Origin of the sequence: Shewanella halifaxensis HAW-EB4 (genome assembly GCF_000019185.1) — a bacterium.
GTDB lineage: Bacteria > Pseudomonadota > Gammaproteobacteria > Enterobacterales > Shewanellaceae > Shewanella > Shewanella halifaxensis.
Window position 1 is genome coordinate 4,674,680 of sequence record NC_010334.1, and the last position, 21,392, is coordinate 4,696,071.

The 21,392-nt window shown below is 44.9% G+C and carries 20 protein-coding genes; 8 read left to right on the top strand and 12 right to left on the bottom strand.

The window, feature by feature from the left end; all coding sequences use genetic code 11:
- Position 1 precedes the first annotated feature (1 nt).
- The 10 genes from mshL to SHAL_RS19935 all read right to left on the bottom strand — a co-directional run bounded on the left by mshL (position 2) and on the right by SHAL_RS19935 (position 10,079).
- Positions 2–1,675 (bottom strand): pilus (MSHA type) biogenesis protein MshL, encoded by a 1,674-nt coding sequence (gene mshL, locus SHAL_RS19890; RefSeq protein ID WP_012278911.1) that lies wholly within the window; start codon positions 1,673–1,675, stop codon positions 2–4.
- Positions 1,676–1,680: 5 nt separating this feature from the next.
- Positions 1,681–2,016, bottom strand: a complete 336-nt coding sequence (locus tag SHAL_RS19895; RefSeq protein WP_012278912.1) for a hypothetical protein — start codon at positions 2,014–2,016, stop codon at positions 1,681–1,683.
- A complete protein-coding gene (locus SHAL_RS19900) occupies positions 1,997–2,653 on the bottom strand; it encodes a type IV pilus inner membrane component PilO (protein ID WP_012278913.1) in 657 nt (218 codons plus the stop codon). The genes SHAL_RS19895 and SHAL_RS19900 overlap by 20 nt, the downstream gene beginning before the upstream one ends.
- The gene (locus tag SHAL_RS19905; RefSeq protein WP_012278914.1) at positions 2,650–3,258 is read right to left on the bottom strand and encodes a PilN domain-containing protein; all 609 of its coding nucleotides are present in this window, start codon (positions 3,256–3,258) and stop codon (positions 2,650–2,652) included. The genes SHAL_RS19900 and SHAL_RS19905 overlap by 4 nt, the downstream gene beginning before the upstream one ends.
- Positions 3,255–4,136 carry a hypothetical protein gene (locus SHAL_RS19910; RefSeq protein WP_012278915.1) on the bottom strand — a complete coding sequence of 294 codons (882 nt, stop codon included), beginning with the start codon at positions 4,134–4,136 and terminating at the stop codon, positions 3,255–3,257. The genes SHAL_RS19905 and SHAL_RS19910 overlap by 4 nt, the downstream gene beginning before the upstream one ends.
- Before the next feature lie 215 nt (positions 4,137–4,351).
- Positions 4,352–6,259, bottom strand: a complete 1,908-nt coding sequence (csrD, locus tag SHAL_RS19915) for an RNase E specificity factor CsrD (protein WP_012278916.1) — start codon at positions 6,257–6,259, stop codon at positions 4,352–4,354.
- 181 nt (positions 6,260–6,440) lie between these two features.
- Positions 6,441–7,691, bottom strand: a complete 1,251-nt coding sequence (locus SHAL_RS19920) for a malic enzyme-like NAD(P)-binding protein (RefSeq protein ID WP_012278917.1) — start codon at positions 7,689–7,691, stop codon at positions 6,441–6,443.
- A 204-nt stretch (positions 7,692–7,895) separates the two neighbouring features.
- On the bottom strand, positions 7,896–8,669 hold the full coding sequence (locus SHAL_RS19925; RefSeq protein ID WP_012278918.1) for a thermonuclease family protein: 774 nt from the start codon (positions 8,667–8,669) through the stop codon (positions 7,896–7,898).
- 267 nt (positions 8,670–8,936) lie between these two features.
- Positions 8,937–9,149, bottom strand: a complete 213-nt coding sequence (gene rpmE, locus SHAL_RS19930) for a 50S ribosomal protein L31 (protein WP_012156969.1) — start codon at positions 9,147–9,149, stop codon at positions 8,937–8,939.
- Positions 9,150–9,350: 201 nt separating this feature from the next.
- Positions 9,351–10,079 carry a FimV/HubP family polar landmark protein gene (locus SHAL_RS19935; protein ID WP_012278919.1) on the bottom strand — a complete coding sequence of 243 codons (729 nt, stop codon included), beginning with the start codon at positions 10,077–10,079 and terminating at the stop codon, positions 9,351–9,353.
- A gap of 305 nt (positions 10,080–10,384) precedes the next feature.
- Here SHAL_RS19935 and priA point away from each other — a divergent pair, with 305 nt between their 5' ends.
- The 8 genes from priA (at position 10,385) to tsgA (ending at position 19,858) form a co-directional block, all read left to right on the top strand.
- Positions 10,385–12,580, top strand: coding sequence for a primosomal protein N' (gene priA, locus SHAL_RS19940; protein ID WP_012278920.1), 2,196 nt, complete (start codon positions 10,385–10,387; stop codon positions 12,578–12,580).
- A gap of 124 nt (positions 12,581–12,704) precedes the next feature.
- Positions 12,705–14,450: an arginine--tRNA ligase gene (gene argS / locus SHAL_RS19945; RefSeq protein WP_012278921.1), complete on the top strand. Its 1,746-nt coding sequence runs from the start codon at positions 12,705–12,707 to the stop codon at positions 14,448–14,450.
- A gap of 10 nt (positions 14,451–14,460) precedes the next feature.
- Positions 14,461–15,036, top strand: a complete 576-nt coding sequence (locus SHAL_RS19950; protein WP_012278922.1) for an SPOR domain-containing protein — start codon at positions 14,461–14,463, stop codon at positions 15,034–15,036.
- Positions 15,037–15,185: 149 nt separating this feature from the next.
- Entirely contained in the window at positions 15,186–15,710 is a 525-nt protein-coding gene (gene hslV / locus SHAL_RS19955) for an ATP-dependent protease subunit HslV (protein WP_012278923.1), read from the top strand.
- Between the two features lie 90 nt (positions 15,711–15,800).
- A complete protein-coding gene (gene hslU, locus SHAL_RS19960) occupies positions 15,801–17,126 on the top strand; it encodes an ATP-dependent protease ATPase subunit HslU (RefSeq protein ID WP_012278924.1) in 1,326 nt (441 codons plus the stop codon).
- Positions 17,127–17,247: 121 nt separating this feature from the next.
- A complete protein-coding gene (locus SHAL_RS19965; protein ID WP_012278925.1) occupies positions 17,248–17,643 on the top strand; it encodes a gamma-butyrobetaine hydroxylase family protein in 396 nt (131 codons plus the stop codon).
- A gap of 235 nt (positions 17,644–17,878) precedes the next feature.
- Positions 17,879–18,583 carry a purine-nucleoside phosphorylase gene (deoD, locus tag SHAL_RS19970; protein WP_012278926.1) on the top strand — a complete coding sequence of 235 codons (705 nt, stop codon included), beginning with the start codon at positions 17,879–17,881 and terminating at the stop codon, positions 18,581–18,583.
- A 105-nt stretch (positions 18,584–18,688) separates the two neighbouring features.
- A complete protein-coding gene (gene tsgA, locus SHAL_RS19975; RefSeq protein ID WP_086020043.1) occupies positions 18,689–19,858 on the top strand; it encodes an MFS transporter TsgA in 1,170 nt (389 codons plus the stop codon).
- A 56-nt stretch (positions 19,859–19,914) separates the two neighbouring features.
- Here tsgA and SHAL_RS19980 read toward each other — a convergent pair whose 3' ends face one another.
- Together SHAL_RS19980 and SHAL_RS19985 are read right to left on the bottom strand one after the other, a co-directional pair.
- A complete protein-coding gene (locus SHAL_RS19980; RefSeq protein ID WP_012278928.1) occupies positions 19,915–20,586 on the bottom strand; it encodes a Crp/Fnr family transcriptional regulator in 672 nt (223 codons plus the stop codon).
- A gap of 81 nt (positions 20,587–20,667) precedes the next feature.
- Entirely contained in the window at positions 20,668–21,390 is a 723-nt protein-coding gene (locus SHAL_RS19985) for a GMP synthase (protein ID WP_012278929.1), read from the bottom strand.
- Positions 21,391–21,392: the final 2 nt, after the last annotated feature.

A 21,392-nucleotide genomic window follows, 5' to 3' on the forward strand; every position in this document is an offset into this window, starting at 1 on the left:
CTTATTGCTCCTCAGGATACCAACGATCAAGTAGCTCTTGAGAACGCTTCAACTCGTTTTCCCAAGTGTTAGCACCGACAACTATTGGTTTAAGCAAAATAACTAACTCTGTCTTAACGGTTGAGTTTGCACGGTTAGTGAAAGCTTCTCCTAGGAATGGGATATCACCAAGTAATGGGACTTTAGAGACAATCTCAGTATTTTCACTCTTCATCAAACCGCCAATCACCACAACATCACCGCTAGCGGCCTTGATCACGGTATCTGATTCGCGGATCTCACTCTGCGCCAAAGGTAACTCCAATGTACTACCAGAGATCTTAATAATCTTAGTTTGCTCTTTAATATCAATCACAGAGGGGTGAATATGCAGCAGCACATTGCCTTGCTCATCAATTTGCGGCGTAACATCAAGTGCGATACCAGAGAAGAATGGCGTCAATTCCACATCAGGAGTGGTTATTGGGGTATTACTTGCCACTGTTGTAGAAGATACGTTAGTCACAAAGTACTCATCGGTACCGACCTTAATAACCGCTTTCTGGTTATTAGATGCGGTTACTCGTGGGCTTGATAACACATCAACGTCACCTTGAGTATCAAGCAGACTAATCATGGTGCTAAAGTCTGATCCTTCCAGCTTAATCGATGTCACTCCCCCTAACACGCTAGAGATTTGATCGCTAAGACCTGTCGTAGGGCTGGTACCAAAGGTGATATCGGTACTGCCTGCATGACCGAGTACACTTTCCCAGTGGATCCCTTGCTGATAGCCATCAGACAAAGTCACTTCGAGTACTTTGGCTTCCAAGATGACTTGGCGCTGCAGATGACTTTCAGCTGTCTTTATAAAGTTACGGATCTGGCGGATCTCATTTGGATAGGCTCTAACTGTGACTAAACCCGCTTGCGGCGTTACCACCACTTGGCGACCACCACCGGTATTACCCATGATTGAGACTAAGGTCTCTTTTAACTCACCCCAAAAATCGGATTTCGTCTCAGAGCGAATAAAGGTACCGTTAGTTTGATCACTTGAACTGTTACTAGAGCCAGAGTCACTATTAGACGAGTTATTGAAATTACTATTGCTGTTGCCGCTACTATTGCTGTTGCTATTAGAGTTTGAGTCATTATCTGAAATGCGACCTGAACTCACCGAAGTCAAAGACAGACCTTGGCGCTCCATGTACAGATAATTTAACGAAAAGGTTTCGGTGCGCATCCCCGCAGGAAAAATACGTAATATGCGCCCTTCTCGGCTGACTTCATAACCGTAGATATCTTCAACGACTTGTAAGGCTTCTTTCAACGTAACGCTTTTTAAAGACAATGAAATTTTGCCCGTTACATCAGGGTGCACCGCAACACTTAACGGAGTGCCTTGTGCCAGGCTAGGGAAAAAGACTTTAGCATCGACATTGTTAGCGGATACATCGAAACGTCGCTCAGTCGGTCTCGCTGGTGCAAAACCTTGCAACAAGTTATCGGATGACAACTCTCGCTGAACATCTTCAGGCATGACGGCTGGCGGCGGCGTCGCATTTGCGGCTTTATCTGCGGCGATAGACTCAGCTAACGCCTCTTTAGAGGCTACAGGATTAGGCCTGTCGACAGTTTGGCAAGCCACTAAGAACAATGACAGCAAAGGGGTGATATAGATTATTGAGCGCATTTTAATTATTGTCCCTTAAGATCTGTTACAGCTGGAAACAAAGTCAACTTACGACCGTCCGCTAACGACACTGTGTCTTTACCTATATGCACGATTTTGACACCATTTACTTTTCCACCTAATGTGAAAATTTGATTATTTATTACGACGTAAGCTGAGCTACCTTTCTGCACGATACTATTGAGCACCATACTGGTATTTGTTGAGGCCTTCACCGAGGTGGTATTTCCTGAAAAATTACCAGGCCTCGTCGGATCTCTTAGCGTTGCAGCGTTAAGGTTAAAACCTAAAGTACTGCACAAGAAAGCAATCAATAGCGCACTAGTCTTTTTTGGCAACACTGATAAAGTCCTTATTAATACTCAAGGTATAAAGCTCTAATGAAACCGTGGCCTTAGGGTATGTATCAACTTGATAGTCCATACTGCGCCAGTAAAGCTTATTTGGCATATTTTCGACGGCTTCCACAAACCGCATTACCGCAAAGTAATCACCGACAAATTCGAGACGGATACCGTGGCTATATAGATTAACCTTCTTATCTTCACCGACCTCCAATAACGGAGTTGGCGCAATTGAAGTAAAGGATTTCAGCTTGATCCCTTTTATCTTAGAAAGCAGACCAGCCAGCAGGGTCGGCATATGATCAGCTGGCACCATATCCACCATCTGATAAGAGAGCTGTTCATCAATCGATTTATTCTGCTGGTTAATATTATTTAAACGCTGACGATAATCTTCATCAGGATCTTTTCGAAGACTGTCCTCATAAAGCTGTATTTGCTGTTCAGAGATCCTATTTTCACTTTCAACAACTCGGATCTGCTCATTGAGTTTACCGTGCTGCTTCAAAGCCGACTCGAGCGGTAGATAAAACAGTAAACCAGCAACGATCAGCGCTGCGGCTGCAACCAAGACTCTTTCACGCTGACTTAAGGCGTCAAATTTTTCGGCTAACTTATTCCACTGCTGCTTCATTTAATCAACTCCTTACCGGTAGGAGTCGCATCGCTTGTCAACTTAAAGGCAAGCGGCTGGTTTTCACCGAGATTCATCGTCATAGTTGCAAAAGCATGACCTTTGAGAGTCGTGGTTGTTTTTAAGCGTTCAATCCATAACGGCACACTTTCAGGGCTAGAGGTAAAACCTTCGAAAATATAACTTTTCTCATTAACCTGAATACGGTTTAACCAAATACTCGAATCAGCAACGCTAGCAAGATCGGTCATTAGTGGTGAATAGCCATAGCTAGTGAGCACTTCTTGCTGACTCAGTTTGCCGAATAACTTTTGCTTAAGTTCCAGCTGCTGGGCTTTCAACTCCACCTCAGCGACCAATGCTTTACTTGGTCCCCGCTTAGCTAATGCTGCCTCGAGATCTTTTTTATCTGAATCGAGGCGCTGCTTATCTTGCATAAGCTGTGTCTTGTCAGATTCAAGGCTAGAGTTCAATGCGAACACCGCCACGCTCGATAACAATAATACGACCACAACGATGAGCATGACTTGGCTTAACTTTAAAAAAGATAACCGCAGCTCTGGCGGAAATAGTGAATCAGAATAAAGATTGACTCTTAATTTCATTGCACTTCACCTCGCGCAATTTCAGCTAGTGCTAACTCGGCAAATACAACTTCAACCGATGCGCCGTTATGAGGCGTAACGCTTTGATCAAAATTGGCACTAATTAAATTCGCTAGCTGTACACGTTCACCATCCATCAATAACTCTATCGAAGATACAGGGGCTTCACGCAACTGACTCTCGAAGTAATCCATCGAGCGCTGGATCTCTAAACTTAAGTTGTCGGCAACGCCATAAGCTAAATCTTCAGCTGAAATCTTATCAATTTGTAGGAAGCCTCTTACTCGACGCTGCATAAAAACTTCGCCAGCTCTAACGACTGTCAATAATAACTCCTGCCCTTCACGGTGGCTTAGCACCAACCGCGCTTGGTTATCATCAAATAGATTACTCACTGCCATCTCTTCAATGGAGACACCTATGGTGACTAAGCCTGCATTTTTGGCTGCTAATAATAATGCTAAGAGTAAGGACTTTTCAGTAACAACCACATTGACTTTATTGGTGGTTTGTTTTGATGATTCAAAGTAATCCAGCTGAATGTTTGTGACAGGCTGGGTCACGATATCTTTTACAGACCAAAGCAGTGCTGCCTTGAGCTCTTCTACTGGTACGTTCGGCTTATCAACCAACAACAGTTGATAGAATTCGGAGGCTAATACAATTTGGATTTTTGCATAGCCAAATTCTTTAGTCACTTGAGAAAACGCTTCTTCCCAGTCGTGGTGATTGAAAGAAAATGATATAACTTTAGCGTCGACCTGAGCGGTAGACGCTTGAAAGACCGAGACTTTATCGGCGCAAATATAAACACCTAACTCTAAAGTTGGTGCAGCTTTGCGCCAAAACTGGATTTTATCCAACAGGCTTTCGTTCATTAATCCATGCCTTAAAAATTATCAAAAATCCAATCCCACTGAGATTGAAAAATTATTGTGTACACGTAAATTAGTATATTAAATACTGTTAGATCTTATCCAAATAGCGCAACAATCTTATTATGCCATCAGTGTAGCGAGTTATCCCTGATTAATATAGATAAAACCTCATTTTAGGAATAATCCGCAACAATCACCAACAAAACCAGAACAAACTATACCTCTTCGATCGGTTCGCTAAAGAAGCTCCCTTGGCCAGCACTAACGCCTAAAATCTGTAATGTTTGCCATTCTTCGAATACTTCCACTCCCTCTGCACACACCTGTACATCGGTGCGGTATAGACCTGCAATCAGGCTTCGAACAAACAGTTGGTTCTCTGCTCGCAGATGGATTTGATTAACAATAGAACGATGAAGTTTGATTAGCGAGATAGGATAATGGTGAATATATTCGGTACTCACGACTTGTTGACCAACACGATCGACACAGATACTCGCGCCCATTTTATTGATCATATCCAACGGCGCTATAAGCTGTTTCTGATGGTTGACTAAAATATCTTCATTCACCTCAAAGATAAGCCTTGGGGCTAAATGACGATATTCAAGTAGCGTGGTTTTCAACCAGCGTACAAAGGCACGGCTAGTTAAGGTATCTAAGCTCAGGTTAATACTAAATTTTAGGCTGTTATCTTTATGTTTTGGCAACAGATCAAACATCACCATCTCGATGACTTGCCGTTCTATCTGTGGTGTTAGGCCGCACTTTATCGCCATAGGCAAAAACAAGGTTGCTCTAACAAGGTTTCCCTGCGTATCTCGCAAGCGACAGGTCACCTCTTGGTGATGAGCGTGGGAGTCACTGTCAACGACTGGCTGCGAAAAAAGGAATACTCTTTTGCTAACCAACACATTCTCAAGAAAACTTCGCCAACGCACAGAGCCTTTTGACAGTTCACCATCAACAGAGCCCTTATCATACATAAACCAGCTACTTCCCCCTTGGAACTGAGCTGAACGCAACGCGAGTTCAGCTTCTTCAACTAATGCATCTTTATCATCACCAACTTTAAAATATGCCCCGCCTAAATGCATAAAGTCATCAGGCAGCTGAACCAAGGTATTAATCTGATTAAGGCTTAAACGCAGTAACTTAGCGGCAAGTTGGTCCGCTTCTAGTTGTGAAATTTGTGGCACCACTACCGCAAACTGATTATATGATCGCCTCGAAAATATACAGTTTGCCTTGTTGGCCAGGATTTGATTTATGGTACTTATCAGCTGTGATAACAGCTCATCAACTTCTTGCTCAGTAAGCTCTTTACTGAATAAATCCAAATCTTCCATTTCAAATAGATACAGCACACCCGGCGTCATCATGCCTAAATGGTTACTGAGAGCATCGAGTCGGTTTTTCAAAAACAGTCGATTGCCTATCCCTGTACCTGCGTCTAGAAATGTATTCGAGCGAATAAATTGATCGAAACGAGCACGCTCTTTATGGGCATCATCTAGCTCTAGCAACAGATGGGTTAGCGCACGGTTGATTAACCTAGGTTTGCCATGCCCCTTTTCTGCCAACGCCTTATCATACTTACCCGATAGGATAAGGCTTGAGCGTTGTGCTAAGTGCTCGATGCCCTCAAGATGCATCGAGAACCAACGAAAACCGAAACGGACAAACAAGAATACGGCGGCGCAACCAATTATGATAATCAAGACCTCATGCCAACCAATATCCCCCTGACTAAAAGGTTGCGGTAAAGTCAGCGTCATCAATAACTTTCCACCAGCAAGTTGACTCTTATAATTAACGCCACTTCCCTGAGGAACCGGAGACTGATACTCAAAAAGAGATTGATTACCTTTAGATAACGTAAAAGAATGAGCTCGATATCCTTTAAGCAATGGCGGTAACCAAGCGTCAAGCTGGCCACTACTTTGTTGCGAAAGCTGCTGCTCAATAAGGTTTTCTAATTCAGTGACTTTTTGTTGCTGAAAGGTATAGGTAAGTTGAAAAAAGCTGACCATAGCGGTCAAAAAGCAGATGAATGCGACACCTGCGAGTGACATAAGCCAAAAGCTAGTCAATTTTTTAGTCAGAATTCGAGTCAGTTTCATCAGTCCGCTTCCTGCAGGATCTTTTTTATTACACCTAAATCATCATACTCTTCACCGCCACAGTAGAGAATAATGATAAAGCCAGCCTTAGCTTAATAACATTCAGTTATACAGTAACCGAAAAACGCTCGGCAACAAAAAAGGGACCCTTGGGTCCCTTTTTTTCTGATAAGCAGAGTCCTTAAGACTCCATATAGCCTTCAGGAAGCTCTTTAATTACCGCAACGCCTGATTCAATCGCAGCCAATGCCACGGCTTTAGCCACATTAGGTAGAAGACGTGCATCAGTTGGCTTAGGGAGCACGTAATCGGGGCCAAATTCTAATGAGTCAACATTTGGATATGCAGCGAGTACAGCTGCTGGTACAGGCTCTTTCGCCAAAGCTGCAATCGCGTGTACAGCCGCAATCTTCATCTCATCATTGATCCGTGAAGCACGCACATCGAGTGCGCCACGGAAAATGAATGGGAAACAAAGCACGTTGTTAACTTGGTTAGGGTAGTCGCTACGGCCCGTACCCATGATTAAATCTTTGCGAACATCATGAGCAAGTTCAGGTTTAATTTCAGGATCTGGGTTAGAACAGGCAAAAATCACTGGCTTATCAGCCATCATTGCAACATCTTCGGCGCCTAAAACGTCAGGCCCAGAAAGACCTAAGAATACGTCAGCACCTTTAATCACATCTTGCAGCGTACGCTTGTCAGTATTATTAGCAAATAGCGCTTTATACTCGTTAATGTCTTCACGACGAGTATGGATAACGCCTTTTCTATCCAACATGTAGACGTTTTCGCGTTGAGCACCGCAATTTACAATCATCGTCATACAGGCGATCGCGGCTGCACCGGCACCCATACAAACAAATACGGCTTCTTCGATAGATTTGCCCTGAATTTCAAGCGCATTAATCATACCCGCAGCAGTTACGATTGCAGTGCCATGCTGATCATCGTGGAATACAGGCACATTACAAAGCTCAATCAGTGCCTTTTCAATTTCAAAACACTCTGGCGCCTTGATATCTTCAAGGTTGATACCACCAAATGTATCAGCAATCGCTTCAACGGTGTTGATGAACTCTTCAGATGTTCTGTGCTTTACTTCAATATCAGTAGCATCAATATTTGCAAAGTGTTTGAAAAGCAAAGCCTTGCCTTCCATAACAGGCTTAGATGCCAACGGGCCTAAGTTACCTAGACCTAAAATTGCGGTACCGTTAGAGATAACTGCAACAGTGTTGCCTTTACCTGTATAACGGTAAGCATTGTCTGGATTCGCCGCAATTTCACGTACAGGCTCTGCCACGCCGGGGCTATAAGCCAGTGCGAGGTCCATGCTAGTTTCTGCGGGTTTAGTTAGGCAAACTGCTGTTTTGCCTGGAACGGGGAATTCATGATAATCGAGGGCTTGTTGACGAAGATCTGCCATTTTTCTAATCCTGAGTGCGACTAATAATATCCTGAGCGAAAGGTCGACAACTAAAAGGTTAATCTTGCTGCTCAATAAAGATACATTTTCAAGGCATTTTATTTGAACAAAAAACAGTTAGTTGATAGCCGCTAAGATACTTGAATCTCAGTTCATTTCAAATAGCTTCTTCTCATTTTTTAACTTTATCGCTATATATTATTCCTAAGGGGTATTTTCCATGGTTATCTGCGACGGATGCGTCGCATTTAGGCGATATTTGCCGTAAGAAAAATACAGCTTACCTCGAACAATCACGCGACTTTCAAGCAGTTTTAGCGTCAAAATGTTACTAAACTTACCAATATCTTGCTGAGACATCATCACGACCAAGTTATTGTCGATATTCAGCTCGAAATTTTGACCTTTTCTTTCATAACCCGTAACAACTCCTCTTACCTCTCGCCATTTATTACTGTCATCACGAGTCAGGCTATCTGTGGTCAAAGGCTGATAAGATTTATCGCTCCACAAGCCTACTTTTCTCTCGCGTGCAGTCCGCTCTATTTTGCTTAAACACTGCCAAAAATAGTCATTTTGGTAGACTCGCGCCTTGGCAAACCCATGGGATAACATCATCTCTTGCAGATGCTCTAGCTTTTCAGTGTAGACATAGGCCAGCGTTCGTCCATACGGACCTAAACGCTGCTTATCAAAAGCAAGTAACAGTGACTGACCAGGTTTAACTACTTCTGAGAGGTATTTTTTGGCAGGCGTAGCATAAGATTGGGAGAGCTCAGGAAATTGAAAATCAATTTCTGGGGAGTCGATACCAATAAGTCGCACTAAACGGCCATCGGTTAAGGTAATGGTATCGCCATCATTGACATAATCTAAGGTAACGGTTTCATCAAACTGAGTTGGTATGCATTGGCTTGCTTGCACAGCGATAGCTTGTAAAGATAGCAGCAGGAACGCCAGTATTCTAATTAGCCCCATGTCACGGCTCTCCCTATCAATCCTTACAATGCCTAAAATGACGACAGATCTAAAATTGAAAGTAACACGAGCCCATAACCGATAGCTATTCAAACAGCTCAAATAATACCAATCAGTATAAGAAAGTGATCGACTCAGAACGCTTTTGGCAAACTACTTCAAGGCGGGTGGAGATGGATTGGTTATTCCCTTATGAAGCCTGTATCTGCACGTTAGATAGCAAAAAGGCGCCAGAAGGCGCCTTTTTTAAATTCATTGCAGAAGTAATTACTTCTTGCCAAGTGCACCAAAGCGCTTGTTGAACTTGTCGATACGTCCGCCAGTATCCATAACTTTCTGGGTACCAGTGTAGAATGGGTGACATGCACCACATACGTCTAGGTGTAAATCTTTACCTACAGTAGAGTTAATCTTGATAACGTTACCACAAGTACAAGTTGCAGTGATTTCTGCATAATCAGGATGAATGCCTGCTTTCATTGGAATTACCTCAGTAAAAGGCCATGTCGCTCTTCCAACCCGAAGTCGGACACCACATGCAGTTAAAATAAAATTATTTAGGCGCCGAATACTACAGGATCTCATTTGTAGATTCAAGCGCCACAATGTACGATTAATCAATAATCTCTAAAAATGCTTAAAAGCCTATTCTATTGCGGCCTACCGAGCAGGCTTAAGTCATTATTTCATCGCATTAAATCGCTTCTCAGCAGCCATAGCATCGGCATACTTTTCTAGTGTCACCATCGACGGGCATTCCAACTGCGCTTGCGACTTAAGCCCATTAATATTCTGCTGATTAAATGCCTTAGGGTTACGTTCAAAAATCGCTAACATCGCTCCATAAGGGCTGATCCCCCAGCGATTAGCTTGGCGATTACCAATACGCCATAGAGTCTCTTTACCATCGAACCCTATTTGGCAATCATCTAGACGACTGACAATAACATCGGCCCCACTGACCCTTATCCCGCTTGAAGCAGCCAACATGTTGGTTTCAGTTTGTCCTACTTTTTTCACCGCCGTCGAGCGACTGGCAATATAGCGGCTATCTATATCAGCGTTGTTCACCTTGCCATTAAACAAACTCAATACTTTAACTTGATACCAGCGATTAACCCGGTACTCTTTCACGATTAATACGGCATCTTTATCGACCACATCCTCGATACCCATCACTTGCACCATAAAGCTCGTCAAAGGTTTAGTAATGAGACGCTCTTCGCCGCTGCCCTGTCGAATTGAGAACTGAACCTTTTTCAGACTATTGTGAGATGAAACGATATTGAGCTTGAGACTCGGATGCTGGCCAAAATCAAACTGTCGCTCATTAATGCTGACATGGGACACCTGCGCATGGGCCGTAGTTAACATCATAAAGCCTGCTAGCGCCAATATGACTCTCTTCATTAAGATCCTTCCTAATCTAAGTTAACCATCTCGTTAATTATTTTCTAATCGTAGATAGTACGGCTCTAGTCTATCGACTTAAGTAGCAAGACATTAAACAGATACAATTATTGCCGCACACAATCTTAATCTTAAAAGCCTTGGTTTATAAAACGGTTTATAAAATAGAGTATAACCGTCACTTTATATCTGTCTCCTGCCAATCACGATTAGCTCGCACAAGGCGAATAAAATCAATTCTCGCTAGCTCTCAGTAAATAGCCTCGGTACACTTAAAGCCAGTATCCTTTCGAAACCGTAACCCTATGCCTTTGTTTGTTGAGGTCGCACTCCCCGTTCCAATGCGACAAAACTTTAGCTACCAAGTGCCTGAACATATCACCATTACGCCTCAAAAAGGCATGCGTGTTCAGGTTCCTTTTGGTCGTCAACAACTCATAGGACTAATCACCGCTGTCAGTGACAGCTGTACGCTTACCCCTAAGCAGATAAAACCGATTGTGGCGATTCTTGATAATGAGCCATTACTACCTGATTCACTCTATAAATTAACCGCTTGGGCTGCAAGATATTACTTCTGCAGTCTAGGGCAGATGCTGTCGCAAGCCATTCCTGTGGCGCTGCGTAAAGGCGCCGAAGTCAAAGAATCGAGCGTCACATACTGGACGCTAACCGATGCAGGCAAAGAGGCTGATATCAATCAGCTCAATCGCGCGCCTGCACAGCGAAAACTACTACACAGCTTACGCGATCGCGATTTAGAACTCAGTGACATTACCAGCTTAGAGCTCAGTAAAGCCGCAATTAAAGCGTTAGATGATAAAGGCTGGATCGAGAAAAAAACTCGTACACTTGCGGCCGACTTAAGTTGGCGCACCGAGCTTGAGATGACAGAAGAACCTCATAGACTCAACCCAGAGCAAGCCATTGCAGTCGCGACACTGACCCAGCAATCAGGTTACCACTGCACCTTGCTCGAAGGCGTCACGGGCTCCGGTAAGACTGAAGTCTACTTAGCCATGCTCGAAACGGTCTTAAAGCAAGGCAAGCAAGCACTGGTATTAGTCCCTGAAATTGGCCTAACACCGCAAACGATTAACCGCTTTAGGCGCCGATTCAACGTCAAAGTGGCGGTGATCCACTCAGGGCTTACCGACAACCAGAGACTCGATGCTTGGCGTCAGGCAAGATCGGCCGAAGCTGCCATCATCATTGGCACCCGCTCAGCACTATTTACCCCGATGCTTTACCCTGGAGTGATCATCTTAGATGAAGAGCATGACTCTAGCTTTAAGCAACAAGAGGGAGTTGGCTATCACGCCCGCGACCTAGCCGTGATGCGTGGCCATCTTGAGAAGATTCCAGTAATTTTAGGTACGGCCACTCCGTCACTTGAAACGCTACAAAATGCCCTCAGCGGTCGTTATCAACATCTGCATTTAAGTAAACGTGCAGGCGCAGCGGAGAAAGTTCGGCAAGGCATTATCGATATTCGTAATCAGCCACTGCGCTCTGGTATGTCTCATGCGCTACTCAACGAAATGCGTATTCACCTCGATGCGGGCAATCAGGTTATCCTGTTTTTGAACCGCCGCGGCTTTGCCCCTGCGCTTATCTGCCATGAGTGTGGCCACCTGCATGAATGTGACCGCTGTGATGCCTTCTTTACGGTGCATCAGGCCCTAGGCGAAATTCGCTGTCACCACTGCAGTAACCAGTACGCGATCCCTAAGCAGTGCCACAGTTGCGGCAGTACCATGCTTGCAGGACAAGGCGTAGGCACAGAGCAACTGGCATCATTTTTAGAAAAAGAGTTTCCTAATCATCCTGTAGTGCGAATAGATAGAGATACCACCCGTAATAAGGGCTCTCTCGAGGGACACCTCAATGCGATCCACAAAGGTGAATATAAAATTTTAGTCGGCACCCAAATGCTGGCAAAGGGGCATCATTTTCCTGACGTTACCTTAGTCGGTTTATTAGACGTCGATGGTGCACTGTTTAGCGCCGACTTTAGAGCACCAGAGCGTTTTGGTCAGCTCTATACTCAGGTATCGGGCCGCGCGGGTCGTGCAACTAAGCCCGGAACGGTATTGCTACAGACGCATCAAAGCGACAACGCCATGCTACGCGAGTTAATGCATAAAGGTTATGGCGAGTTTGCTCGTAACCAGCTGTTTGAACGCACTCAAGCATTGCTGCCACCAGCGTGGCACATGATCTTAATTAGGGCCGAAGCTCATCAGGCCATTGATGCAGACAACCTGTTAAGTCAAATTGGTGCCCTACTGCCACAGGATGAAGAGTGTGAAGTGATTGGCCCAATGCCAGCACCACTCGACAGAAAAGCCGGTAAGTACCGCCGCCAGCTTTTGTTCCAAACAAAAAACCGTAACAGACTACAGGCGGAGTTCGAGCGGGCATTGCCACAAATTGAGCAACTTCCCTTAGCGAAAAAGTGCCGCTGGAGCATAGATCGCGATCCACAAGATCTGCTTTAAATCGACTTTATCGGCTTCAAAGCAGAAAAAGTTCGCTAGAGGATAGTAATTCACCGCCACTAGCGGCTAAAATAGTCGGTTACCCCTAATTATTTTTCTTTATGTAAGTGTCGATTAAACGCCAATGAAATCACATACTCAATCTTTACTCGCTGAATCTTTAAATGCCCTTAAACAACAAGGGATTGTTCCTGCTGATTTTGAAGCTCGCATTCAAGTCGACCGAACGAAAGATAAGAGCCACGGTGATTTTGCAACTAACTTGGCAATGATGCTAACCAAAGCGGCTGGCAAGAACCCACGTGAAATCGCTCAGTTATTAATTGATAACTTGCCTGAATCTGCTCATGTTGAAAAAGTTGAAATTGCAGGCCCTGGTTTTATCAACTTCTTTATCGATGATAACGCCCTAGCAAACCAGTTAATGGTCGCATTGAACAGCGATCACCTAGGCCTTGAATTACCAACACCGCAAACGGTTGTTGTCGATTACTCTTCGCCAAACCTTGCTAAAGAGATGCACGTGGGCCACCTACGCTCAACCATTATTGGTGACAGTGTGGTGCGCGCATTAGAATTTATGGGCCACAAGGTTATTCGTCAAAACCATGTGGGTGACTGGGGAACTCAGTTCGGTATGTTGCTTGCCTATATGGAAGAGCTTCGTGCAGCCAACGGCGAGCAAGCCAAAATGGAACTGTCTGATCTAGAGAACTTCTACCGCGCTGCTAAAGTACGCTTCGATGAATCTGCAGAGTTTGCGACTCGCGCTCGTAAGCTTGTCGTTGAACTGCAGTCGGGTGATGAGTACTGCAACAAACTATGGCGCGAATTTAACGATATCTCGCTAAGCCATTGTCATGAATTGTACGAGCGTTTAGGTGTGAGCCTAACTCGCGCAGACGTTCGCGGCGAAAGCGCTTATAACAGTGACCTTGCCCAAGTTGTTGCAGACTTAGATGCTCAAGGTTTACTGTCAGAAAGTAACGGCGCGAAAGTCGTGTTCCAAGACGAATTTAAAAACAAAGAAGGCGAGCCACTACCGGTTATTATCCAAAAAGCCGATGGCGGTTACCTCTATGCCACCAGCGATTTGGCAGCAATGCGCTACCGCTCTAACGTCTTAAATGCTGACAGAGCACTTTACTTTGTTGACCTGCGTCAAGCACTTCACTTCCAGCAAGTATTTAAGCTGGCGAAAACGGCTAAGTTTGTTCGCGAAGAGATGAGCTTCGAGCACATGGGCTTTGGCACCATGAACGGTGAAGACGGTCGTCCATTCAAGACCCGTTCTGGCGGCGTAGTGAAACTTATCGACCTGTTAAAAGAAGCCGATACTCGCGCACTTGACTTGGTTCGCAGCAAGAACCCAGATATGGATGAAGCAGAGCTGGCTGAAATTGCTCGCGTTGTCGGTATCGCATCGGTTAAGTATGCCGACCTATCAAAGAATCGTGCAAGCGACTACATCTTTAGCTTCGAGCAGATGCTGAGCTTTGAAGGCAACACCGCACCTTACCTACTCTACGCATACACACGTGTAGCCGGTATTTTCAAGCGCGCTCAAGACGTTGACTTAAGCGATGCAACCATTATTCTAGAGCACGAAAAAGAGAAAGACTTAGGGACTAAGCTGGCTCAATTTGGTGAAGTGATGACACGCATGGTTGGCAAAGGTCAGCCTCATGCACTTTGTGGCTACCTATTTGAACTGGCTGGCGCCTTTTCAAGTTTCTACGAAGCCTGCCCTGTATTGGCCGCTGAAACAGAAGAGTCGAAGAAAAGCCGCCTACTATTGTCTCAGCTAACCGCTAAGACATTGAAGCAAGGCCTGAATCTTCTTGGTCTAGAAACGTTAGAACGGATGTAACCTTTAGCTCATGACAAATCGTGATTATGCAAACCGTAAGCCTGCTCGAAAAGGTAAGAACAGCGCTCGCAAAAAGAGCTCAAAAGGAAGTGCCCCTAAGCGCTTTCCTATTTTGCTGTTGCTTATCACGCTTGTAGGCGTTGGCGGCTTTGGCTATTTACTGTGGATTTTAAGCAGCAATGACGAACCGGCAACCACGCCTGTGGTTGTCGAACAGCCAAAGAAGAAGCCAGTAAAGAAAGATCCTGATGCCCTTCCTCCCGCACCGAAAGAGGAATGGACCTATCTTGAAGAGTTAGAAAATAAGAAGGTCGAAGTGGACCTTCCTGAGACTTCAGATAAGCCTAAGCGTCCGTATCAGATGCAATGTGGCTCATTTAGAAAAGAGTCACAGGCTAACGAGCTAAAAGCGATTATCGCTTTCCAAGGATTAGAAGCTCAGGTCCGTAAAGTCAAAGGTAGCAGCGGTATGTGGTACAAAGTGGTACTGGGCCCTTATGACAAGAAACGTGATGCAGAAAGACAGCGTCACGTGTTACAAAACTCAGGCACTAACGGTTGCCAGATTTGGTTCTGGGAAAGTTAACCTGAATCAGAACTAAAAACGCTGCCCTGTGCAGCGTTTTTTTTATGCCTGCCATTCGCTTCACCCTTGATATTCCAATCAACATCCCCATATCTTTATTATCGTCAACCAGCAGGCATAACGCCTCTGGCTAGAGAAGAGGATTTATTGTGACCACAATCGTATCAGTACGCCGAAATAACCAAGTTGTTATCGCAGGTGATGGCCAAGTTTCTCTCGGTAACACCGTTATGAAAGGCAATGCTAGAAAAGTTCGTCGTTTGTACCACAATAAGGTACTTGCGGGCTTTGCTGGCGGTACAGCCGATGCATTCACCCTATTCGAGCGTTTCGAAGCTAAACTCGAAATGCATCAAGGTCACCTAATGCGTGCCGCTGTCGAGATGGCTAAAGACTGGCGCTCAGATAAAGTTCTGCGCAAGCTAGAAGCCCTACTTGCCGTAGCAGATGCAGAGTCTTCATTGATCATCACAGGTAACGGTGATGTTGTTCAGCCTGAAAACGATCTAATTGCGATTGGCTCCGGCGGCGCCTTTGCCCAATCAGCGGCTACTGCATTACTTGAAAACACAGACTTAAGTGCCCTTGAGATCGCTGAAAAATCGCTGACCATTGCTGGTGATATCTGCGTATTCACCAACCAGTTTAAGACTATTGAAGAATTAAAGTACTAAGCGAAAACGCTAAGTACCAAGCATCAAATTAAAAGTACTAAGCGACGATGTCGTTTATACGAAAAATGCTGCAAAGCATGAGGAAAGTTTATGTCTGAGATGACACCACGTGAAATTGTTCATGAGCTAGATAGCCACATTATTGGTCAGCAAAAAGCCAAACGTTCGGTGGCTATTGCCCTACGTAACCGCTGGCGCCGTATGCAGCTTGCAGCCGATCTTCGTCAAGAAGTCACGCCAAAGAACATTCTAATGATTGGTCCAACCGGTGTCGGTAAAACCGAGATCGCTCGTCGCCTAGCCCGCCTAGCCAAAGCGCCATTCATTAAGGTTGAAGCGACTAAGTTCACCGAAGTCGGCTATGTCGGTAAAGAAGTCGAGCAGATCATTCGCGATCTAACCGACTCAGCTATCAAGCTGACCCGCGAAGAGCAGATCAAAAAATGTAAGTTCCGCGCTGAAGAAGCTGCCGAAGAGCGCATTTTAGATGCCTTGCTGCCTAAGCCTAAAGAAGATTGGGACAGCGAAAAATCAGATGGCAGTGCAACTCGCCAAATTTTCCGTAAAAAACTACGTGAAGGTCAGCTAGACGATAAAGAAATTGAGATCGATGTTTCTGCACCGCAAGCTGGTATTGAGATAATGTCTCCTCCTGGTATGGAAGAGATGACCAATCAGCTACAAAGCATGTTCCAAAATATGGGACCAGGTGCTAGCAAGCGTCGCAAGATGCCAATCAAAGAAGCTTACAAGCTATTGATTGAAGAGGAAGCGTCTAAGCTTATTAACCAAGAAGATCTTAAAGAGCAAGCGATTGAACTGGTTGAGCAACACGGCATCGTGTTCCTAGATGAGATCGACAAGATCTGTAAGCGCGGTGAATCATCAGGCCCAGACGTTTCTCGTGAAGGTGTGCAACGCGATCTACTTCCTCTCGTTGAAGGTTGTACGGTTAACACTAAGCACGGCATGGTAAAAACAGATCATATCTTGTTTATCGCCTCTGGTGCTTTCCAGATGTCTAAGCCTTCGGATTTGATCCCTGAGCTTCAGGGTCGTCTACCCATTCGTGTTGAGTTAGATGCTCTGTCTGCGGGTGATTTTAAGCGTATTTTAACCGAACCACACGCATCTTTGACTGAGCAGTATATTGCTTTGATGGGTACAGAAGGCGTTACGATTGAATTTACCGAAGATGGTATTGATAGTATTGCTGAAGCGGCATGGCAAGTGAACGAGCGCACAGAAAATATCGGTGCCCGTCGTCTACACACTGTTATGGAGCGCTTAATGGAAGAGCTTTCTTTTGAGGCTTCTGACAAGTCAGGCTCTGTTACGGTTATCGATGCGGCTTATGTGAAAGCAAGCTTAGATAACTTGGTGCAAGACGAAGACTTAAGTCGCTATATTCTTTAAGCTAAACTTAGAGAACGCATCTAAGTAATAATAGCAGCAGCAATAACAAAATGAGTGATAGCGGTTAATGACTTAACCGCTATTCTGTTTTTAATACGCTCTAAATCATTCTGGTTAATAGATGACTCAAGATAACAACACACCCAATGTTTCGGCGTTAAAGCTAAAACGCAAATCTCGCCAGCTTGAGATGACCTTTGATAACGGTGAGGTTCATCAGTTGAGCTGTGAAATGCTAAGGGTTTACTCGCCTTCGGCTGAAGTGCATGGCCACGGCAATCCAGTACTGGTAACCCACAAGAAAAACGTCAATATCACCGCCATCGACCCCGTAGGTAACTACGCGGTAAAAATCGTCTTTGATGATGGCCATAATACCGGCCTGTTTTCTTGGAAGGTCTTACACGATCTCGCGACCCATCAAGTGGATCTGTGGGAAAAGTACCTTGCCCGTCTACGCGCGGCAAAAGCCAGTCGTGAGCCATTAATCGATATGACCGTGAAGTATCACAAGTAAGCCTTACTAAGATTACTTATACGATTTAACAAGATCGCCTAAAGCCATTTAGGTGATCTGCATCCTTGCCTTCGATTTCTGTTACTCGCTTAAATCACAAAAATGCGGTTTATATCGCCATTTTTCTGTAAGAAAAAACAAAAAACGCGCATCTTTCAGCCGATGCGGACTAATGTCCTCTATGCATAGCGCCTTGAGGCTTACTATCTGCTGCAATCAAAAAAGAGGACAACTCATGACTGCACATATCAATGGCAAAGCAGGCGATTTCGCTGAAACAATCATCATGCCGGGCGATCCACTTCGCGCCAAATATATCGCTGAGAACTTTTTAGAAGACGCGGTGGAAGTCACCAACATTCGTAACATGCTCGGTTACACCGGCTTCTATAAAGGCCAGCGCATCTCAGTAATGGGCCACGGAATGGGTATTCCATCTATGGTGTTATACGCCCATGAGCTCGTCGCTGACTTTGGTGTAAAACGCATTATTCGAGTTGGTAGCCTTGGAGCGACTCAGCAACACGTTAAAATTAACGACGTCATTCTGGCCCAAGCTGCAGGTACCGATTCACCCACTAACGCCAAGCGTAGCAGTGGCTACCAGATGGCCACCTCGGCGACCTTCGACCTACTACATAAAGCCTATATGATCGCACAGCAAAAGCAGATCAACGTCAAAGTGGGTAACGTATTTAGTGGTGACATGTACTACGACCCAGATGAAGACATGATCCCAGCGCTTGAGCGTTTTGGTGTATTAGGTGTGGATATGGAAGTGGCTGGTCTATATGGTCTTGCTCATCACAAAGGTTTTGAGTCTCTCGCAATTCTCACGGTTTCAGACCACTGCTTAACTGGCGAAGAGACCACTGCCGAGGCCCGTCAACTAACCTTCAATCAGATGATTGAGCTGGCACTAGAAACAGCCTGTCAATAAGACTCAAATAAGCCGCTCGAAGCCTAACTTCCAGCGGCTTAGCTTTAATGATTAGTTTTAGTGATTAGTTTTTAGCTGGTGATACAGCAAAATTAGGAACAGATGATGAAAAACAAAATATCCTTAACCTTGCTCAGCTTTTTAGCCAACTTCGTGATGGCAGGCTTTGCAACTCAGTTCGGTATGCTCATTGAACCGATTAGCGATAAGTTCTCAGCTAACGTCAATGAAGTCGCTTCTATCTTCTCACTGCTTAATGGCGGCGCGCTAGCAGGTACCATTGCCGCATTTTTCTTAATTGAAAAGATTGGTGTAAAACGTATAACGCTACTCAGTTATGTCAGTATTGCACTGAGCGCCGCAGCCCTGCACTTTACTGGCTCGCTTAGCGTCGTCATGGTGGCAATGACCGTGATAGGCCTTTGTGGCGGTGTGGGCCTTTGTATCGCGGGTACTATTGTAGTGTCTGTGTGGAAGGACAAAATTCAAAGCACCATGCTAGTGGTACAAGATGCCACCTTTAACGTGGCAGGTGTGGTGTTCCCACTGATCACGACCTACGCACTAAGTAATGCACTTTCTTGGAGCTACAGTTATCTAGCCGTAGGTATTGTTGCACTTGCAACGGCGGCGATTGCACTAGCGACTAACTTCGAGCTTTGTGAAACCAAGGGTAAGACTGAAGAAAGCAAAGATCAGTCAGAGTGGAATCTTGGTATTATCAGCGGCGGTTTAGGCTTATTTCTAGGTATGTTAGCGCTTTACACCTTCCTGACTTGGGCGCCGATGTTCGTTAAGACTAAATTCGACATCCCATTTGAAGAGGCGGGTAATATCATCACTCAATACTGGTCAGCGGCATTAGTGGGTGCGTTAGTATCAACCGTGATTGTATCGAGAGTTAAAATTCAGCACTTTATTATGGGCATTATTTCACTGGCATTAGTCATTACCAGTCTTATCGTCACCACAGATAACTTAAGCTGGATTGGCTACTTAACCTATGGCTATGGCTTTGCCTGTGCCGCGCTATATAACGCCTTTATCGCTTATGGTGTATCATTTGTGAAAAATGCCAGCAGCCGAAATGTGTCTTACATCTTAATCAGTGGTAGTGCCGGCGCGATGTTTAGCCCAGCAATTAGCTCACTATTTGAAAGCATTATTGGCCTGCAAACAGTGATGTATGCCATTCCGGTGATCTATGGGTTAATCCTCGTGATGCTAGTGTTATCTAATCGCCAAAAAGTGGTATTAACTCAGCAAGCAGCCTAAAAGCTAAAGCTCAGTTAACATGCTCGATAGCTCCAAGCCTGAACACGGGTTTGGAGCTATTCGATAAAGGCTTTCAATCCCGCAAGATCACAAATAACCAGCCCCTCTCTTTCTCGCTTAATCAGATTAAGATCTTCGAGTTTTTTTACCGCACGACGATAAACTCGGTCCGTTGTCGCAAAGCGCTCCGCCTCCAAATAGCATTTAGTAAAGCCTTCTACAGGCTGGTCTTTTAAATACTGATGATAAAGGTCATAGGCGATGTTATAGGCTATCGGGTAGAGCATTCTACGAGTAAAAATATCCACCGTATCTTGATAATCGATGGCAATTGCACTGGCAAAAAACAGCGCAAACTGTGGCGTATTGAGCAATGCTTGTTGCAGCCTGTCGCCATTAATAATTGAGATCTCTAACGACTCTTCGGCGATGATATCGAGTTGACATAGATAATCGGTAAAGAACTCCATCTCGCCGAATAACTGCGAATCACAGGTCATGGTTCCCAGTTGAAAGCTGCGGCCATTTCTAGCGGTATACCCCATAGAGATCCGCCCTCGAGGAACGAGAATTAACGCATTAACCTGTTGACCTTGCTGCATCAACTTGTACTGCGCCGCTACAGTTTTTGTTTCGGTAATGCACTCCCGCATAACCTGCTCAATAGCATCATGCTCTTGCTCCCATAAAGAATGAAAGCGCCCTTTTGCGAGTGGTTTTAGCTGCATAGTGTTATCGATTTAGATTGAGGCTTTAATTTAGATTGATTATACGCTTTTTACTGTCATAGGTAATGGCTGGGACCTTATTCACAAATGGCCTCCTGCGCGAGTTTGAATGAGAAAATTAACCAACCAACGCGACACTAAGGCTGCGTCAACTGGCATCGACAGCGATTCTATTCCTGCTGTAATTTGCTGAGCTGGAATGCAATCTCGCCGGGCATCCATTAATGCACGCACATACTCTTTGCTAAACTCAGGGTGACCTTGAATGCCAAGGAAATGTTGCTTGATTTGCATCATATAAAAGGGACAAAACTCACTCCCGGCCAGTATGACTGCATCTTCGGGTAATTTAACCACTTGCTCTTGATGGCTGACCACTAGCGATATTTCATTAAGATCAGCACTCATCCAAGCTTGCGGCAGGACGATTTGCGCCTTATTGACACCTATCCCCCACCCTTTTTCAGACGGCTTAATCTGTCCGCCCAAGGCCTTTGCCATCATTTGGTGCCCAAAACAGATCCCGATAAATCTTTTATTCGCCAGATATAGCTCAACGACAAACTGTTCAAACCGCCGTATCCAGTCCGCATCATCGTTCACCCCAAAACGGCTGCCAGTCGTGATATAGGCATCACATCTATCGATTGATTCTGGGTATTGCCCATCAATGACCCTATAAACCTTGAACTGGATCGTAACGCCCACGGACTCGAATAAAGAGATAAACATCTGCGGATAGTTGCCATACTTAGCCTGCAATTCAGGCCTGACATCATCACATTGTAATATACCCAATATCATTC

Coding starts and splice junctions, on each gene's coding strand:
- mshL (WP_012278911.1), bottom strand. CDS start 1,675: ATGCGCTCAATAATCTATATCACCCCTTTGCTGTCATTGTTCTTAGTG.
- SHAL_RS19900 (WP_012278913.1), bottom strand. CDS start 2,653: ATGAAGCAGCAGTGGAATAAGTTAGCCGAAAAATTTGACGCCTTAAGT.
- SHAL_RS19905 (WP_012278914.1), bottom strand. CDS start 3,258: ATGAAATTAAGAGTCAATCTTTATTCTGATTCACTATTTCCGCCAGAG.
- SHAL_RS19910 (WP_012278915.1), bottom strand. CDS start 4,136: ATGAACGAAAGCCTGTTGGATAAAATCCAGTTTTGGCGCAAAGCTGCA.
- csrD (WP_012278916.1), bottom strand. CDS start 6,259: ATGAAACTGACTCGAATTCTGACTAAAAAATTGACTAGCTTTTGGCTT.
- SHAL_RS19920 (WP_012278917.1), bottom strand. CDS start 7,691: ATGGCAGATCTTCGTCAACAAGCCCTCGATTATCATGAATTCCCCGTT.
- SHAL_RS19925 (WP_012278918.1), bottom strand. CDS start 8,669: ATGGGGCTAATTAGAATACTGGCGTTCCTGCTGCTATCTTTACAAGCT.
- rpmE (WP_012156969.1), bottom strand. CDS start 9,149: ATGAAAGCAGGCATTCATCCTGATTATGCAGAAATCACTGCAACTTGT.
- SHAL_RS19935 (WP_012278919.1), bottom strand. CDS start 10,079: ATGAAGAGAGTCATATTGGCGCTAGCAGGCTTTATGATGTTAACTACG.
- priA (WP_012278920.1), top strand. CDS start 10,385: ATGCCTTTGTTTGTTGAGGTCGCACTCCCCGTTCCAATGCGACAAAAC.
- argS (WP_012278921.1), top strand. CDS start 12,705: ATGAAATCACATACTCAATCTTTACTCGCTGAATCTTTAAATGCCCTT.
- SHAL_RS19950 (WP_012278922.1), top strand. CDS start 14,461: ATGACAAATCGTGATTATGCAAACCGTAAGCCTGCTCGAAAAGGTAAG.
- hslU (WP_012278924.1), top strand. CDS start 15,801: ATGTCTGAGATGACACCACGTGAAATTGTTCATGAGCTAGATAGCCAC.
- SHAL_RS19965 (WP_012278925.1), top strand. CDS start 17,248: ATGACTCAAGATAACAACACACCCAATGTTTCGGCGTTAAAGCTAAAA.
- deoD (WP_012278926.1), top strand. CDS start 17,879: ATGACTGCACATATCAATGGCAAAGCAGGCGATTTCGCTGAAACAATC.
- tsgA (WP_086020043.1), top strand. CDS start 18,689: ATGAAAAACAAAATATCCTTAACCTTGCTCAGCTTTTTAGCCAACTTC.
- SHAL_RS19980 (WP_012278928.1), bottom strand. CDS start 20,586: ATGCAGCTAAAACCACTCGCAAAAGGGCGCTTTCATTCTTTATGGGAG.
- SHAL_RS19985 (WP_012278929.1), bottom strand. CDS start 21,390: ATGATATTGGGTATATTACAATGTGATGATGTCAGGCCTGAATTGCAG.